Here is a 17055-nt window from a genome sequence, read left to right on the forward strand (position 1 = left end):
GAGAAAAAGTCAGAGGAAGCCCCGTCTTTACGGGGCTTTCTGTTTCATGGGCTCGGCGTAGTCATTGCTGCCGGGAGGTCGGGCGCGCGCGGCCGGCCTGGCGATAGTCTCCCGGGGTGATGCCGAAGCGGCGGTGGAACAGCTCGCCGAAGTGCGACGGCGTGGCGAAACCCAGTGCGTCGGCAATGGTGGCGATGCTTTGCGTGGTTTCCAGCAGGCGGCGGCTGGCCAGGTGCAGGCGGTGGGTGCGCACGTAGTCGCTCCAGCTCATGCCGACCTGCTGCTTGAAGCGGCGGCTGAAGTAGGCGGGCGACAACGCACACAACGCCGCGGCCTGCTCCGCGCCGGGTGCCTCGGCGGGATGCCGGCGCAACTGGTCGATGGCCGGACGCAGGCGTTGCAGGCCATGGACGTCGGCGGCGAGCTTTTCGCCTTCGATGTCCGGCGCGCGGACGATGGCGCACAGCAACAGCTCGGCCAACGGCAGCGCCAGCGGATCGGTGGCCTCCAGTGCCAGCAGCCAGTCGGCGAGCGATTCCAGACGTTGGCGCAAGGCGCGGTCGGGTCGTGCGCAGAAGGAATGGCGCAGGCGTTCCATGCCCGGTTTGTGCGCCAGCACCTCGCCCACATCCGCCTCCACTTGCAGCAAGGTCCAGTCGCGTGGCCCGGCGTCCAGCGCGAAATCGTGCTGGTGCATCGATGGCACGAAGACGATGGCATGCGGGGTCAATGCATAGCGCCGGCCATCGGCATCGAAATGCCCGCCGACCCGGCCGAACAGCACCAGCTCGTGCACGTCGTGGAAATGCACAAAGGGATCACTGGCATTCGCTTCGCGGCCTTGCCGTATGCGCTCCACGCGCACCGGCGACCCCGGTTGCAACTCCACCGGTTCGCAGATGGGACGATCAAGATGGGGAAGCGCCATGACGGAAGCCCGGCTTGCGGCGGTAAGGCTCGATTGTCACCGAAGGGCGGCGCGAAAAACACCGACGAGCGCAGCTCTGCTTCCTCTCCCCTGCGGGGAGAGGGAGAAAGGCATCCAGCGCTCTCCCTGCGGGTGAGAGAGACGGCTTGAGGCGCGGCTCTGCTTCCTCTCCCCGCTGGGGAGAGGATCGAGGTGAGGGGCGGGTGCTCGCGAAAACGCGGCAAGAGGGAAAGGTCGCCGCAAGAACGGCCCCTCACCCCAGCCCTCTCCCCGCGGATGAGAGGGAGAAAAGGCTTAAAGCGCGGCTCTGCTTCCTCTCCCCGCTGGGGAGAGGATCGAGGTGAGGGGCGGGTGCTCGCGAAAACGCGGCAAGAGGGAAAGGTCGTTGCAAGAACGGCCCCTCACCCCAGCCCTCTCCCCGCGGGGGAGAGGGAGAAAAGCGTCCAGCCTCTCCCCATCGGCGAGAGGGAGAAAAGCGTTAGGGCGACGGCGTGCCTGAAGCTGGCGTGCTGCTCGTCGGTGCCGGCGTCGCATTGGTGCTGGGCGCGGGCAAGATCAAGGCGGGGTCGGTCTGCTGCTTTTCCAGTTCGCGGATGCGCTGCTTCATGGCATCCAGCTGGCTGCTGGTGCTGTTCAAGTCGGCGCTGAGCGTGACCGCCTGCTGCTTCGCCTGTTGCTGGGCGGTCGCCACCTGTTGCGCCTGTTGCTGCTGGTAGCTGGCGTCCTGCTGCAGATTTTGCAGGTGTTCCTTGTTCAGCGCGATCAGGTGCTCGGCGTAGGCGTTCCCAGCGTGCAGGCGGGTGGTGTCGATATCCACCTGGGCCAGTTGGTGGGTCTGCTCGGCAAAGCTGCGGTAGATGCTTTCGGCCGTCTCGTAGGAATCGGTCTGGATTACGCGCCAGAACTGCTTGCCGTGGAACAGCGCCACGTAATAGCTCAGCTTGCTGGTCTGGAACAGCAGGCTGGCGCCGTAGGTGGCGTTGTAGGTAGTGCGCAGTTCGGTCAGCTGGTTGCTGTCGATCAGGCGCTGCAAGTTCGCCACCGTGGCGCTGCTCGGCGCCTCGCTGTCGTCCGAGGCCGGCATCGGCGAGGACGGCGCGGCGGAAGCTTCGCTCGATGACGCGGCGGCAGGGCCCGGCGCGGGCGTGGGCGCCGAAGCCTTGCTGCTGAACGGGAAGGAGGCGCATGCCGACAGGGTCACGCACACCAGGGCCATCGCGATCATCGATGCCATCTGGCGCCGTGGGCTCGCGCTGCGAGTCGTTCGATTCATCCCCTGCATCCCCTTGATTTGCCTGCGGTCCGAACTGCCCTGCGTCCAGCGGCGCCTCCCTGGCCACGACGCAACCCCCTGAAGTCTAAAGGCACCAGCCCCGGGGTCAAGGGGCGAAGTCGTGATGGGTGGGGCATATCAGTAGACAAGTTGGGCGCCGGAGTTGCAGTTGACTGAAATGAGCCTGACGTCGGCGGAGTCGATACTAATACCCAAGGTTTGCAACAAAGGGTGGATAAGTAGCTCATCTACCGAGCGAAAGACAGGATCAAGGATTGGACGTAAGAGCGTACTCAAGCCGTTAAGTAGACCGCTCAACAAGGAGTCCAAGCCAGATAATGAGATGCCAAGAAGCTTGGGTTGTACGTGTAGGGTCTTGGATGTAAGCAATCCGTCGATAACGGTACCCAGGTCTATATTGTTAGCGGGGGTTGACCATTCTTGAGGTAGCGGTTGCGCTGGACTTTCGGTGAAAGGGTGGCTTGGTGCTGGAGGGGTGTATGTTTTCAGACTTAGATCGGATTTTGCCTGTAGTTCAGCAACGGGTATGACAATGCCAAGAACGTTTGCGCTAACGTTGACAAGCGAGGCAAAGTCTCCATCTGCAACAATGGTGGCCCAATCGCTTTGGGTGTTTGTAAATGCACTACTTGCATTAAGTTTTCCAAGAAAGGCATTGAGCAAGCCTGGGTCGGCCTCAATGGTTACGATATTGCCTATACCTCCGTTATCTATAGGCACGTGGCATTGAATGCTTTTGATTGAGGCGTCAGTCGGTGCTATTTCCAAATAAAGCGGTATGGACAAAAGCGATTGATTTTCAGGCATTGTTGGATTATTGAGCACTGACACGGATAGACTTAAGCGGATTTCGGCAGTGTGAGCTGTTGTGCCTACACCGCCTATGCCAATCTGTGGAGGCTCGATGATGGACAGGGACAAATCGACAGTGGCCACGCCGGGTACATCGATGCTGGTTGCCGGCAATGCCACGGCGTTCTTGCTGTCGGCGGCGAGCACCACGGCATTGAGGATGTCGAGCGCGCTGACATCGGTGTTCAGTGCGACGTTGGGGTCATCTGTGTTGGCGTTGACGTTGAGGATGCTGCCGAGATCGATGCTGGTATTGCCAAGCTGTGCCTCGATGCTGGCGACGCCAGCATTCACGATGCTCATGTCGATATTGGCTGCGTTGGAGCTTTGTTGAAGTGCCTGCACGTAAGCGGTGAGGAAATCACCTACGGTGATCGGTGCATTGAGGACACCGCTGACGGTACCGACATCGATTGGCGAAGCCTTGACCAGCCCGAGCAATGAAATATTTGTATTGGCGATGCCATTGTGGCTGAGCAATTGCAAACCTAAGGATGTTCCCAATGTGGTGTTCAGTAAAGTTGGGTCGATCTTGGCCAGACTCGATCCCACTGAAAACGAGGCAATCGGCTGGCTATTGATGGCCACTGCCTCCGCCTTGATTGGAAATGTCGACTGCCAGGCCATACCCTTGCCGAAGAGAGGGTTTACACCGCGGCTGGCCACCACCTTGATGGCGGCGACGCTGCTCGCGGAGGCTGGTGCAAGGATGCTTGATCCGTTGGCAGGTTGCCGACCGCAGGTGATATCGATGCTGGTGTAGCCGTTTGCAGGCTTGCCATCCTTGCCTGTTGCACCGTTGTCTGCTGCATTTCCCAGTGCAGCCTTGTATGCGTCCGAGTCCGTCGTGCAGGCAGGCCCCGAAAGCTGCTGCGCCCCCGACAACGCCGCCAGATCCGCCACCTTCTGCGCGTCGCGGTGGGCCCAGTACAAATACCCCACTTCCACGATGCCGAGGATGCTGATCAGGCCCAGCAGCATCAGCATCATGGCAATGGCCATGGAGCCGTGCTGGCGGCGAATGGATGTCGCTCCGGGCTGGATGGAACCCGGATGGGGCGTTGGGGCCTGCATGGCTTATCTCCCGCTGCTGTTGCTGTCCTTGCCGACCTTGCTCTCGAAGAATTCGGGAATGGGGTGGTTGAAGCTCTGGATATAGCGCTTGTAGCTGGCGCTGGCTTCATCGCCGAGCATGGGCAGGCGCGGGCCGGCGTGGCTGCCGCTGACTTGCATGTGCAGCAGTTCACGGGTGGTGGAGCCGATGCCGGCGCTGTCGATGCCTCTTTCATAGGCAGGCGGCGGTGGGGGCGTCATGTCGTCCCGAGACATGGCCATGGGAGCTTGCGCAGGGGGCGGCAATGCCTGTGGCGCCGGGGCCGCGACGGGGGCCGTTGCCGGGGGCGCCGATGGTGCGGGCGCTGCCACGCTGGCTTGGGTGCGGCCATCCATCATCTGACCGGTGATCGGTTGTTGCTGGGCGAAGGCGGGGCTGGCCAGCGCGAGGCACAGCGCGGCGAGGGCGACAGGGCGCGCGGCGGGAAGGGGCGTGTTCATGGGTTGGCCTCATGGGTCGAGGTGGTGTTGCCGAAGCGGTCGAGCACGCCGCCGGGAATGCCGGAAAATTCGGGCGGCACGGGCACCTGATGCGGCATGCCGGGCGACACGGGTTTGGTCGTCGTTGCAACGGCAGTGGTCGACGCGCTCGTGGTGGTTGTTTTCGCTGCCGGAGCGGGTGCCTTGCGCATTTGCACGGCCATGTGGAGCACTGCGTCGCGCGTGGCTTGCGGCAACTTGGCCTGCTGCATGATGGCGTCGGCCTGCTGGGCATTGCCGTTCAGCAGTGACCACAGCGCGAGGTTGGACACGGCCTTGGCGTCACTGGGCGAAAGTTGGGCTGCCTTGGCCAGCGGTTCGCGCGCCGCGGCGATCTGATGGGCGCGCATGCGGGCGAAGCCCAGGTCGCTGAGGTAGGCGGCGTTGATCGGCTCGATGTCGACGGCTTTCTGCAGATCCTGCACGGCCTCTTCGTTCTGCCCGCTGCTGGCGGCGATCAGTCCTAGTCCGTGCCATGCGGCGGCGCTTTGGTCGCCGCGCAGCAGGCCGCGATAAATCGGCACGGCGGCGCTGCCCTGGCCGGTTTCGCGCAAGGCATCGGCCTGCAGGCGGCGTAGCTCCGGCGGGTTGCCGTATTGCAGCCGGTAGGCGTCGATGTGCGCCAGTGAAGCGTAGTACGCGCCCTGTTGCTGCATCTTGCGGATCAGCTGCAGGTAGACCTGCTGGTTGTCGTGCGGCGAGGTGCCCGGTTCCACCAGGCTGGGCGCGGGCGCATGGTTGGGGTAGCCGCTGTGGACGCCGCAGCCGGTGAGCTGCAGGGCGGCTGCAAACAGCGGGAGACTCCAGGATAAAACAGTGGCTGCACGCGCCGGCGGCTTTTGCCTTGGCTTCCTCTCCCCACCGGGGAGAGGATTGAGGTGAGGGGTGGGTGCTCGCGAAGGCGTTACCAGCAGCGATAACTGCCTTGTTGATGGCTTTTCGCGAGGTTGGCCCCTCACCCCAGCCCTCTCCCCGGAGGGGAGAGGGAGAAAGTAGGGTTGGCTTTTCCTCTCGAAAGGGAGAGTGGGAAAGGACGTGTGCGGCAGGCGTGTACGCATCTCAGTGCCCCCCGAGTTTCGACATGGTGCCGATCAGCGAGACCACCGCCGGGCCGGCGAGTACCAGCATCAGCGCGGGCAGCAGGGTGAGCATCATCACCACGGTCATCTTCACCGACAGCTTGCCGGTCTTTTCCTTCATCACCATCTTGCGTTGCTCGCGCAGGCGCTCGGCGAACTGGCGTAGCGGTTCCTGCACGGCGCCGCCGTGCTCGTGCACCTGCACGATGATCTGCACCAGGCTTTTCAGGTCGTCGTTGTCGAAGGATTCGGCCAGCCGGCGCAGTGATTGCGCGCGTGGGCGGCCATGCATATAAGCGGTGTTGGCGTCGCGCAACTCGCGGCCCAGCACCGGCAGCACGGTGGGAAAGCGTTCGGCAATGGTCTGCAGACTCTGGTCCATGCTGAAACCCACACCTTGCAGCAGGCGCAGCAGGTCGATCAGCAGTGGCAGTTCGTCGATGGCTTGCCGGCGCAGGCGCTCGGCCCAGGAATGCAGCACGAACTTGGGCAGCAACACGCCGAAGGCCAGCGCGGCCAGCAGTTCGAACAGACCCTTGACGCCGGTGGGACGCAGCCATAGCGCCACGATCACCGGCAACAGCAAGGCCAGCACGATGCGCAGGCCGATATAGGTTGCGCGCCCTGCAGAGGTGTTGCGATTGGCCTGGTCAAGGAGCAGGCGATCTTCCGGCGCGAGCAAGGCCTTGCCCAGGCCGCCGCCCTCGAAGCGATGGCCGAGGCTTTGCAGGGCGTCGAGCGTACGACGCCACAGGCTGCGCGAATCGCGTTCGTCGCTGCCACTGGCCAGTGGCTGATGTTGCAGCGCGCGCTCGATCACGCGCGCTTGCTGGTGCTCGCTGCGGTAGCGCATCAAGGCGGCGAACGCGAACAGCAGCACGCCAAGCACGAACACGATGACGGCGAAGGTGAGCAGCATGGCGGCGCTCATAGCGACTTGGCCAGGCGATACAGCAGGAAGCCACCGAGCAGTTCCAGTGCCAGCGCGATCAGCAGGATCTTGTGCCCCAGTGCCTGGTGGAACATCGGGGTAAAGAACGCGGGATTCACCAGCGTCATGAAGGTGGCCACGATCACCGGCAGCAGGCCCAGTACCCACGCCGACATGCGTATTTCCGAGGTGATCGCGCGCAGTTCCTGCTGGGCGTGGTCGAGGTCGCGCATGAAGTCGCTCATGCGCTGCAGGATCTGGTCGGCGCGGCCGCCCATGCGCATGCCGGTGCCCAGCACCACGTGCAGCAATTCCAGCGATTGCAGGCGGTACGGGCGCGAGGCGATTTGCAGGGCGCGGTCCAGATCGTTGCCGGTGCGCACCAACTGCATGGTGCGGTCGAGAATCGCCCGCAGCGGCATTTGCACGGTGGCGGCGGTGACCTGGAACGCCATCGGCAGGCTGTTGCCGATGCTGGACAGGCGCACCATGCCGTCGAGGAAATCGGGCAACTGGCGCAGGATCTGCTTTTGTTGCTTCTCGATGCGCGCGCGCAGCCACAGCCAGACGATGGCTGCGTACAAGCCCAACAGCAGCGGCAGCGCCCAGGCACTGCCAATTCGCCACCAACCCAGCAGGGAAAGCACCACGCCCGTCACGACCACCAGCAATGGCACGCGTACGCCCGCAGGCAGGCCGGCGCGCAGGCACACGCCGTCGGTCGGCAGCATGTCGTGCACGCGCGCAGGACCTGCAGCGGGCATGGGTGAAGCGGCTTGCGGCATGCCGACCAGGCTTTGCTCGACATGCGCCAGGCTCTTGCGCTGCTGTTCGCGCGCCGCGCTGCCCCACCACAGTTCGATGGCAGCGGCCAGCGCCAGCAGCACCAGGCTCAGCAGGGCCAGCGCCTGGATCATGGCAACGCCCCGCCGGCGTCGCGCAGGAACTGGCGGAACGCTTCCAGCTTGTGCGTGTGCGGGTGGAAGCCCAGGCCGGGCCAGCGATCGTGTTCCTTGCCGTCCATGTCCACGAAGGTCTCGTGGCGGTACATTTCCTGCGTGGTGACGATGTTGTCACCCACGCCGGTGACTTCGGTAATCGACGAGATCACGCGCCGGCCATTACTTAGGCGCGCGATCTGGATGATGAAATCGATGGCGCTGGCAATCTGCCGGCGCAGGCTGGTTTCGCTGCCCTGGAAGCCGGCGAAACCGGACAGCATCTCCAGCCGGTACAGCGCGTCGCGTGGCGAGTTGGCATGGATGGTGGACATCGAGCCATCGTGGCCGGTGTTCATCGCCTGCAGCATTTCCAGCACCTCGGCACCGCGCACCTCGCCGACGATGATGCGGTCCGGGCGCATGCGCAGGCTGTTGCGCACCAGCTCGCGGATGTTCACCGCGCCGCTGCCGTCGAAGCCGCCCAGGCGGCTTTCCAGGCGCACCACGTGCGGATGGTTGAGCGACAGCTCGGCGGTGTCCTCGATGGTGATGACGCGTTCGTTGGCCGGGATGAAGGCGGCCAGCGCATTCAGCAGCGAGGTCTTGCCCGAACTGGTGCCGCCCGAAATCATGATGTTGCAGCGGCCCAGCACGGAAGCCTGCAGCAGGGCATGCACAGCCTTGTCGAAGGTGCCGCGTTCGAGCAGTTCGTCGGGGGTGAACGGGTCCTTGCGGAACTTGCGGATGGAGACGCTGGGCCCGGTGACCGACAGCGGCTCGATGATCGCGTTGAGGCGGCCGCCGTTGGGCAGGCGCGCGTCGACCATCGGGTTGGATTCATCCAGTCGCCGGCCCAGCGGCGCCAGGATGCGGCGCACGATGCGCAGCAGGTGGCGGTTGTCGCTGAAGCGCACGCCCGGCTCGCGTTGCAGCACGCCGCCGCGCGAGACGTAGACGTCCTCGCAGCCGTTGATCAGGATGTCCTCGACCGCGGCATCGGTGAGCAAATCGTCCAGCGGACCGAAGCCGGTCAGTTCCTTCACCAACGCGCCGGAAACCTTGCGCATCTCCGCTTCGTTGACCGGGATGCGCCACTCCTGCACGAAGTTGGCGGTTTCCGCGTCGATGTACTTGACCACGGTGTCCTGTGCCCACGAGGCGATGTCGAGGCGCTGGTCCTCGATGCGATTGAGCAGGAATTCGTGGGCCGCCGACAGCACATCCTGGAATTGCCGGGTCTGCTCGAACGGTGTGTTCGGGGCATCGTCGCGGGGTGTGGCTTCGACTTGTCGCAAGGCGGCGGAAAGGCGAGCGCCAGGCGGGTTCATGGTGTCTTCCATCGGGGGCCTCCCCCACGCGTGAACAGTTTCTTCCAGCGGGGTGCAGCGGCGGCTTGCGATGCGCCGGTGTGCAACTTCGCCAGCAGCGGTGCAAGTGCCCGCACATAGATGTCGCGCGGGGCGACCTGGTGCAGCAGCAGCCCCTGGTTGGCGCTGGCGCGCAAGGCGCGCGAACGGTCGGGCAAGGTGGCCAGCAGCGGCAGGTTGAAACGTTTGGCGATCTGCTCGGCGCCGATGCCGCAATCGGCATCGTGGCGGTTGATCACCAGCGACAGCCGATGGTCGCGCACGCCGATCCGCTCCAGTTCGCGCAGGCAGGCATCCAGCGAAACCACCGAGGCAATGCCCTGGTCGGCGACCAGCCAGATTTCGTCGGCCGCGCGGAGCAGGGCGGCGGGCACCAGCCGGGTCGGCAGGCCGCCCAGATCGCACAGCAGCATTTCCACGTGTTCGAGCAAGCGCTCCACCAGGATCGCTGCCTCGGGGGCATCGGGTGGCGGCAAGGGCATTTCGCTGCCTTGCGCCAGCACGGCCAGGTGACTGGCATGGTGCGGCAGGGCGGTGCGGATCAGGGTGGCGTCGATGCGGCTGGCGCTGCGCAAGGCATCGGCATAGTGGAAATCGCTGCCGATGCCGAGGTAAAGCTCGGCGTCGCCGGCCGGTTGCCCCAGGTCCAGCAGCAAGGTCTTGGGCGTTGCGGTGTCAGTGGCCGGGCCTTGCTTGTCGCTGTCGAGTCGGCGTGGGCTTTTCTCGGGGGGCTGTGGCGTGGCCAGCACGCCCAGGTGGGCAGCCAGCGTGCTGGCGCCGACACCGGGGCGAACGCCCAGCAGCAACACCAGTTGGCCGCGCTTGCGCGGCGCTGGTGCGGCTGGTGCGGCCGGCGTGGCGGGCAGATGCAGCGCATGCTCCAGCAACGTGCGGATTTCGTGGTCGCTGGCGTCCATGTCGAAGAAATCCAGCACCCCGGCGCGTAACGCGGCCAGTACGCCGGCGGCCTGGTCGGAGGCGGTGGAGCCCACGCCAAACAGCGGCAGGCCGGGCGCCAGCGCGGTCAGTTGCCGTGCCAGCGCGGTAGAGGCGTTGGCGCTGTCAGTGCTGTAGTCCAGCAGGATCAGGTGCTGGGTGCCGCGCCGGCTTTCCCAGCGCTCGGGCGAAAACGTGCGGCTGTCTTCCCACTGCACATGGGCCAGATCGCGCAAACGGGCCGTCAGGCGTTGCGCGCGCTTTTCGTCCGGTGAATAAAACAGCACGTCCACGCCGGGCTCCAGCTTGCTGATGGGAAGGATGGCGGCTAATGCATTCATGTCGGTGGCTCAGCGCGAGAACCCGGGCAGCCCGTCCGGATGGTCCGGATCGAGCAGCCACTTGCCCCATACCGATGGATCGTTCGCCGTCTCGCGTTCGCCCGGCAACGGCAGCTTCGTGCCGCGGGCGATCGGCTGCACCAGGTGCGGCGTCACCATGATCACCAATTCCTTGTCCTGGCGGCTGTAGCGCAGGTCACGGAAGAACGCACCGATGATGGGAATGTCGCCCAGCAGCGGAATCTTGTTCACCTGCGAGGTGATGTTCTGGCTGATCAGTCCGCCGATGACGAAGGTTTCACCGTCGCCCAGTTCCACCGTGGTGTCGGCGCGGCGGGTGGTAATGGCCGGCACGCTCACGCCGTCGAGTTGCAGCGCGTTGGTGTAGTCCAGATCGCTGGCTTCCGGCGCCACCTTCAGCGCAATACGGTTGGGGCCAAGCACCGTAGGCGTCACGGTCAGGCCGATGCCGAACTGCTTGTAGGTAATGGTGGTAGTGCCCAGTCCTTGCGGTTCGGGAATCGGCAGCTCGCCACCGGCGAGGAAGCTGGCGCTTTGACCGGACAAGGCCGTCAGCGTCGGTTCGGCCAATATGCGGGCCATGCCGTCACCCTTGAGCAGGTTGATCTTGCTGCTCCACGAGTGCAGGCCGTTGGCGCTCTTGTGGCCCAGCACCAGGCCGAAGGCCGACGAAATCGCGCTGCCGGAATCGCTGCTGCTGCCGCTGGACGAGCTGCTGCCACTGGACGAGCTGGGTCCGCTGAAGCCGTAGCTGAAGCCGTTGTTGGTCGCGGAGAAGTTCAGGCCAACCTGATCCATCGCGGTCTTGTCGAGTTCCACGATCTTCACGTCCACCTGCACCACACCGCCGCTGGCCACGGTGGAGGTGTCGGTTACCGCGCCCTTGGCGCCGGCCGCATCCGCTGCGGCAACGCGGGCCTGTTCGTGATCCAGCAGGGTCGGCGTGCTGCCACTGAGCAGGGCGCTGCCGCCTTGTGCGGCGATATGCGTACCGGTGCCGTCCTGCAATTGCTGTTGCAGTGCGCCGCGGACGAGGATGGTCAGGCGTTGCGGTGAGCTGTCGCCACGACGCCACAGCAGCAGCGTGGTTTCGCCGGCATGCTTGCCTACCAGCAAGGCTTCGCGTCGCCCCTTGATACGCACCAGGTCCACCACCGACGGATCGGCGATGGCAATGCGCTCCAGGTTGCTCGGCAGATTCCATGGGCGCTGTTCGTGCGTCTGCAGAATCACGTCTGCGGCAGGTGCGGCGGCAGCGATGGGTGCGAGCAGGGCCGTCAGTGCGGCCGCACCAACGAGAATGCGCAAGCGCGGAAGCCGCCGTGCCAGGAAAGCCATGGTGAGTGTCCGTTGCGTCATAGCGAATGGGCCTGTGTGCCGCGGATGATTTCAATGCGCGGGGCGCGCCGCACGGCGTGTACCTCGCGCGGCGGCGTGGCATGGGCACGGCCGGCGAGCCCGGCGCCATCGATGCCGGCGTAGGCCTGGTTTTCCGGGTCGTCCAGCGCATGGCGCTGCTCGGGCGTAAGCCTGGCTGCCGCCGCCAGTACGCGACGCGGCGGCGGGAACAGCGAGCTGTCCGGCTTGCCGGTGTCTTCGGGGTGGCGCAGTGCCAACGACAGCTTGCCGTCCTGCGTGCCCAGCAGCAGCTGGTCCACTTCATTCACCGGCACGGCCAATACGGCGGTGTGCGGCGGTGGTGGCGGATTGCCGGTGGTCTTGGCCTTGTCGCTGGCGCTGGCGGTATCCGCGGCCGTCTTCGGCTGCGGCAGGTTGTGGCTGCCGTAGGCCAGCACGCGCAGGCGCGACAGCAGCAGGCGCGTCTGCGTGGTTTCCTTCTTCTCGCCATAACCGCCGGCGGCGTTCGGCTTCAGGCTGAGGAAGACGTCCACGTAGTCGCCTGGCAACACGCGATTGCCGGCAGCAGTGAGCTCGTCCACCGGCACGGCCAGCGCGCGTTCGCCGGGTTTCAGTTCCATCGCCACACCATGTGCGAGCAGGTTGGCGGTGATCGATATGTTGGCGGGAATGTCCACCAGCGGGATGTCACCGGCCACCGCATCGACGGAGGTGTAACTGTCCGGCGGCACCTGGGTTTGCGGCACGGAAACCAGATGCAGGGCTGATGCCGCGATCGGCTGACCGGCTGGCAGTGCGCTATTCGCCGCCACGACCGAGGCCATGGCCACTTGCGCGGCATCGCTGTGAGTCGTGGCCGCAGCATTGCCATTGGCTTGCGCAACGGTCGACCGCGAAGCGTGGCGGCCGAGCGTGAACGCTGCGATGGCAAGCACCACGGCAACCACGACCAGCAACAGTGCGGCGATGCGGGTGAATTTCTGCATCGTGAATCTCCTTTGCTAAAGGCGTTGGCCTTCAGCTCCCCTGGTTGTTGTAGATCTGGATGGTGGCCGAGCTCTCAAGTTTCCCTTTTGTAAACCATCCGTAGAGAGTTCCTGTTCCAAGAACCAACGGACTGTTTTCGTAGTTGTACGTGGTTGTCACCATCACGCAGGAGGTGGCTCCAGTAGCAACAGTGCAGGAGGAGTTATCGGCGGTGATTGTTGCCGTTGCGCTGTTCGAGCTGATGCTGCTCGATGCACACGATGATGGCGTAGGTGTACCACCGGAGTTCGCCACTTCGAAGATCCAATTCATGTCGTTCAGTGCGGCGCTGCAAGCGTCTGTCAGGTTGCCGTTGCTTGCACTCGAGTTGTAATGCAGGGCGGCGCGCGCGCCATCGGCGGCGGCCAACGTCAGCGATTGTTTGGCGGCAAAAACCAGTACGCCGGAAAACGTGAGCAGAAGCAGTGGCAATAGGCCGAACAGGAACACCAGCGCGAACTCGATCGCCACTACGCCACGCTGCCCCTGTCGATTGCGGCAAGACATATGGCGCAACGGAAGCGGAGAAGACATGACGGTTGTGGTGTTCATGGTGTTCACCAGTGCATCAGTTCCGGATTGAATACGGTGATGAGTGCGCCTACGCCGAGCCATGCGGCGTAGGGCAATCCTTTGCGACCTTGCCGAGTTTTGCCGAGATGTTGCCCCACAGGTGACGCGGCAATCCATGTTTGTACGATGTTCCAGCCGGGAGCGGTTCGACTCAGCAGGTGCCGCGATAGCAGGATGGCAACGGTGTGAATTCCTGCAATAACGCTAGCGATGATCCAGATTGGTAGAAGTGCTTTTGCGCCCAGTAAAAAACCCAGCACGGCGAAAAATTTTACGTCGCCAGCTCCCATCCACCCAAATAGATGAATAGGCAAAAGAACTGCTAGGCCTATCAACAATCCGAACAGGGCGGGCCATGGAGGTCCGCCCTTGCCCTGCATCCAGATCATGACGATCAACCCTGCCCCGAATATCAGTGCTGCGATTAACCCCACGTTTGGCACGCGCCGAGCATAAAGGTCACTGACGATAACCAATACGCTTAGGGCTACAGCCACTGCCGGTAGAAGGTTAGACAATCGAGAGCCTCTGTTTGCATCCGTGTTGCCGAGTTGAAAGTTGACGGCGTCAGGCGGGGGTAACTGCAGCGGATACCTTGCTGAGCAGGCTTGTCAGAATTGATCCCAAGCCTGTTGACGAGTTTGTAAAGACTGCGACGATAATCACTGCAACAATCGCCGCCAAAACCCCGTACTCCAACGCCGTAACCCCATCTTCCTCGGTCAGGAACTTGCGAATGGACATGTTCATTTTTGTATCTCCTTGGAGCCCCGTGACTCCACACAGTTGATATATCCGTTGCCATCCTTCATGGATGACTGCACGGTTTGTCCGCGATGGCTTATCGCGGAATGGCCCGCCCGGGCCGGGATGGTGTCGCGTGAACGACGCCACCGGATACGTGAGATCCGAACAGGGTGATGCATAACGCATGCCGAAATGCAAGCGCATGCGAAGCAGTGTTTGTGTGGAGGTTCTGGACGGCTGAATGACTTCCAGCCGAAGGCATCGTCGCGTTGCCGCGCGATGCCGGAAGTCCCTTGATCGGCGCGCAGGCCGTGGTGTGTGTCGCTTCCATCGTGTTTCCCCCTGATCACCTTGGCCACTCAGTGCCGCGGTGGGTCTCGACCACAGTGTCTCCTACGGAATAGCGACGTGCTGCACAAAAACGGCACGGTTTCCATGTGGAAAACGCGCGTTGCGTCACATTTTGACCCCGGGTGTTGGGTACGCATGGCGGTCTGTGTATGCTAGATGCCGAAAACGTGCATATGTGATGCGTGCATACAGGCTCTAATGGAAGCAGCGGCAGGATCGCGGTCATGGGTGGACTTCCCATGGCATGTCGTCGTCACAGGGGGAGTTTCACGGATCATGGCAGTCGGAAGCGGGGAAGACACACCATCGTGCGATCTGGTTTCCCTGAGCGGCGCCTTGCGTGTGTGCGATATGGAGATGGTGCTGCTGGATGCGCGAGGGCCGCATGCCACCGTGGATTCGCGGGTGGCCAACGAGGCGATCTATTGCAGCGGCGAAACCGATTTCCCTTTCCGTGGCCGCTTCGTGCTGCCGGTCGACTGGTGCCTGCTCGGGCATATCCATCACACGCCCGAGGGCAGTTGGTGTCACGGCACCGAGCTGCGTTCCGGCATGTCGTTCACGGTGATGCCCGAGGGCATCAGCGAATTCATGTTGCGCGCGGGCAGCCAGCTCAGCGTAGTGTTGGTGCCACTGGAGCAGTTGCGACGCAAGTTCGCGGAAATGGAGCCGCTGCAGGGCGAGATTCCTTCGCGGCTGCTGTCACTGTTTCATCTGAACGATACGTTGGCGGCGTCGGAATTGCGTCAGCAGTTCACCCATATCCGCGAGCGGTTGATCGGTCGCCGCGAGGCTTCCGACGGTGAGGCCATGCAGGGCCAGGACCTGGATGCGCTGGTGGAACGACACCTGCTGGCGGGCCTGTCGGCACGCGCGGAGGATCGCCCGCAATGCACGCGCGGACGGCGCACGCATTACCTGATCGTGCAGCGTGCCGAGCAATTCATGCGCGCGAACATGCGCCAGGATATTTACATCACCGAGATGTGCAATGCGGCCGGCGTGAGCGAGCGTGCATTGCGTTACGCGTTCGACGACTTGCTGGGGTTGTCGCCGAACCGTTATCTATCGATGCTGCGGCTGTGCACGGCCTGCCGCAGCCTGTCGCTGTCCGACGCCAGCCGGCGCTCGGTGAAGTCCGTGGCGTTGAGTTGCGGCTTGTGGGATCTGTCGCGCTTTGCCGATCACTATCGCCGCGTCTTCGGCGAATTGCCGCGCGACACGCTGATGCGTGCGCCGAGCATGGAATCCGCGCAGGCCACCGCTTCCTGAGCGCCAGCGCAAGGCTCTCCCGGCAGTATGCCTTCCCCCGTGTGGTCGATGTTTTGGTAGGAGCCCGCTCGCGGGCGATGCTTTTCGCGGAAGGGCGATAAGGCATCGTCCGCGAGCGGGCTCCTGCGAGAGCGGGGCGCCCGTTTCGGCTGTTGATGTGCGCTGGGCATGGAGTCCATGCAGGCTTCCGCTTCCTGAGATGCCCTTGTGGCGCGCAGCACCGACAAAGTGAGGTGGCTGACACTTATATATGTATCAGTCTGTGCGCCTGTTGGCATGAATGAGCCTGATTTCCCCGTATTTGCCGCTTTTGTGCATGTACTTGCCGGATTCGCGCCATGTCTTGCCGTATTCGCATAGGGGCATGCCGGTTCAGCGTATTGGCCGTATGGACGTCCGGGTCTAATGATCCCCGGAGCACCTGCATAGAGCGCAGATGCATTTACGTCCGTTCGAGTGTTGACCTGCAGTGAGGCATCAGCAGATGCCGGTAGCAGGCCAAGGGGGTAACAACCATGAACCACATCTATCGCCTTGTCTGGTGCAAGTCCCTCAATGCCCTGGTGGTCGCCTCGGAGCTGTCGTCGCGGCAACATGGAGGCGTTTCCGCCTCGTCGCGCAGCGGCAAGACCGCGAAGCTGCTGTCGATCGCGCTGTTGGGCATGGGTGGCTTCATCTATGCAACCGGCGCATTCGCGCAGTCCACGGGCAACGCCAAGCTGGATGACCTGCAGTCGCTGGTGAGCAAGTACGACGCGCCGCTGGTCGGTGCGACTTCCAGCGGCACCGTGCAGGCGGTTGTCGGCGCACCGGTGACGGTGGTGAAGCAGACGCTTTCCAGTTTGCCTGTGGGCAGCACGCTCGGGCAGGTTGGGCAGGTGGTGAAGTCGACGCTGGCTTCGGTGCCGCCGGTGCATGCCGGTGCTCATCTGTCGACGCCTGTTGCCCATGTGCATGCGGGCGTAAGGATCAATCATCACGGCGTGGCCATCGGGGCCGGTGTACATACCAGCTCGCTGGCCAGCGCAGTTGCCAGCGTAACGAACCAGGCTTCCGGTTTGCCGGTGGCCGGAAAAGTGCTGTCCGGTGTGGGTGGTGTGGTGAACACGGTGGCAGCGGCGGTTCCGCCGTTGCATCTGGGTGTTGGCGTGACGGTGGGTGCGCCTTCGGCGACGGAGCCGATGGTGGCGGATCGCCAGCGCTATGACTCCCATGTTTCCAGTCAGGCGCGTGCGCTGGGTATCGCCGATGGCAATGGCGGCGGCCTGCCGACCCAGGTCATCGACGGCGTGGTCGCCAACGTGGCGAAAGTCCCGGTGGTGGGTCCGATCGTGGGTCAGGTGGGCGGTGCATTGACGTCCGTGGCATCGGGCGCCGGCAATCCCGCGGGTGCGCTGGGTAACGTGGTCGGCACGGTGACGGGTGCGACCTCGCAGATTCCGGT

Annotated in this window: 16 protein-coding genes; 2 read left to right on the top strand and 14 right to left on the bottom strand. The window is 63.7% G+C overall.

Annotated features, from left to right (window positions below; translation table 11 throughout):
• Positions 1-61 precede the first annotated feature (61 nt).
• The 14 genes from BMY90_RS11955 to BMY90_RS12020 all read right to left on the bottom strand — a co-directional run bounded on the left by BMY90_RS11955 (position 62) and on the right by BMY90_RS12020 (position 13991).
• Positions 62-928, bottom strand: a complete 867-nt coding sequence (locus BMY90_RS11955) for an AraC family transcriptional regulator (protein WP_092704181.1) — start codon at positions 926-928, stop codon at positions 62-64.
• A 478-nt stretch (positions 929-1406) separates the two neighbouring features.
• On the bottom strand, positions 1407-2201 hold the full coding sequence (locus BMY90_RS11960; RefSeq protein ID WP_092704183.1) for a DUF2968 domain-containing protein: 795 nt from the start codon (positions 2199-2201) through the stop codon (positions 1407-1409).
• A gap of 138 nt (positions 2202-2339) precedes the next feature.
• Positions 2340-4148, bottom strand: a complete 1809-nt coding sequence (locus BMY90_RS11965) for a pilus assembly protein TadG-related protein (protein ID WP_092704185.1) — start codon at positions 4146-4148, stop codon at positions 2340-2342.
• A gap of 3 nt (positions 4149-4151) precedes the next feature.
• Positions 4152-4628, bottom strand: a complete 477-nt coding sequence (locus BMY90_RS11970) for a DUF3613 domain-containing protein (RefSeq protein WP_092704187.1) — start codon at positions 4626-4628, stop codon at positions 4152-4154.
• Complete coding sequence (locus BMY90_RS11975) at positions 4625-5383, bottom strand: tetratricopeptide repeat protein (RefSeq protein ID WP_092704189.1); 759 nt, start codon at positions 5381-5383, stop codon at positions 4625-4627. Before BMY90_RS11975 ends, BMY90_RS11970 begins: the two co-directional genes overlap by 4 nt.
• 343 nt (positions 5384-5726) lie before the next feature.
• Positions 5727-6665 carry a type II secretion system F family protein gene (locus tag BMY90_RS11980; RefSeq protein ID WP_245735030.1) on the bottom strand — a complete coding sequence of 313 codons (939 nt, stop codon included), beginning with the start codon at positions 6663-6665 and terminating at the stop codon, positions 5727-5729.
• A gap of 8 nt (positions 6666-6673) precedes the next feature.
• Positions 6674-7594, bottom strand: a complete 921-nt coding sequence (locus BMY90_RS11985; protein WP_092704191.1) for a type II secretion system F family protein — start codon at positions 7592-7594, stop codon at positions 6674-6676.
• Positions 7591-8946: a TadA family conjugal transfer-associated ATPase gene (locus tag BMY90_RS11990; protein WP_425438660.1), complete on the bottom strand. Its 1356-nt coding sequence runs from the start codon at positions 8944-8946 to the stop codon at positions 7591-7593. Before BMY90_RS11990 ends, BMY90_RS11985 begins: the two co-directional genes overlap by 4 nt.
• A complete protein-coding gene (locus tag BMY90_RS11995; RefSeq protein ID WP_092704195.1) occupies positions 8943-10262 on the bottom strand; it encodes a CpaE/TadZ family protein in 1320 nt (439 codons plus the stop codon). Before BMY90_RS11995 ends, BMY90_RS11990 begins: the two co-directional genes overlap by 4 nt.
• 9 nt (positions 10263-10271) lie before the next feature.
• Positions 10272-11621, bottom strand: a complete 1350-nt coding sequence (locus BMY90_RS12000; RefSeq protein WP_092704197.1) for a type II and III secretion system protein family protein — start codon at positions 11619-11621, stop codon at positions 10272-10274.
• A gap of 17 nt (positions 11622-11638) precedes the next feature.
• Positions 11639-12628 (bottom strand): Flp pilus assembly protein CpaB, encoded by a 990-nt coding sequence (gene cpaB, locus BMY90_RS12005; protein ID WP_092704199.1) that lies wholly within the window; start codon positions 12626-12628, stop codon positions 11639-11641.
• A gap of 31 nt (positions 12629-12659) precedes the next feature.
• Positions 12660-13220: a TadE/TadG family type IV pilus assembly protein gene (locus BMY90_RS12010; RefSeq protein ID WP_175481561.1), complete on the bottom strand. Its 561-nt coding sequence runs from the start codon at positions 13218-13220 to the stop codon at positions 12660-12662.
• A gap of 5 nt (positions 13221-13225) precedes the next feature.
• Entirely contained in the window at positions 13226-13738 is a 513-nt protein-coding gene (locus BMY90_RS12015; RefSeq protein ID WP_281244054.1) for an A24 family peptidase, read from the bottom strand.
• 70 nt (positions 13739-13808) lie between these two features.
• Positions 13809-13991, bottom strand: coding sequence for a Flp family type IVb pilin (locus BMY90_RS12020; protein WP_092704205.1), 183 nt, complete (start codon positions 13989-13991; stop codon positions 13809-13811).
• Between the two features lie 624 nt (positions 13992-14615).
• Between BMY90_RS12020 and BMY90_RS12025 the strand changes: the two genes are divergently transcribed.
• Together BMY90_RS12025 and BMY90_RS17240 are read left to right on the top strand one after the other, a co-directional pair.
• Positions 14616-15611 carry an AraC family transcriptional regulator gene (locus BMY90_RS12025; RefSeq protein ID WP_092704207.1) on the top strand — a complete coding sequence of 332 codons (996 nt, stop codon included), beginning with the start codon at positions 14616-14618 and terminating at the stop codon, positions 15609-15611.
• Between the two features lie 515 nt (positions 15612-16126).
• Positions 16127-17055 (top strand): ESPR domain-containing protein (locus tag BMY90_RS17240; RefSeq protein WP_217638573.1); only part of this gene is annotated, 929 nt, incomplete at its 3' end.

Origin of the sequence: Rhodanobacter glycinis (genome assembly GCF_900114325.1) — a bacterium.
GTDB lineage: Bacteria > Pseudomonadota > Gammaproteobacteria > Xanthomonadales > Rhodanobacteraceae > Rhodanobacter_A > Rhodanobacter_A glycinis.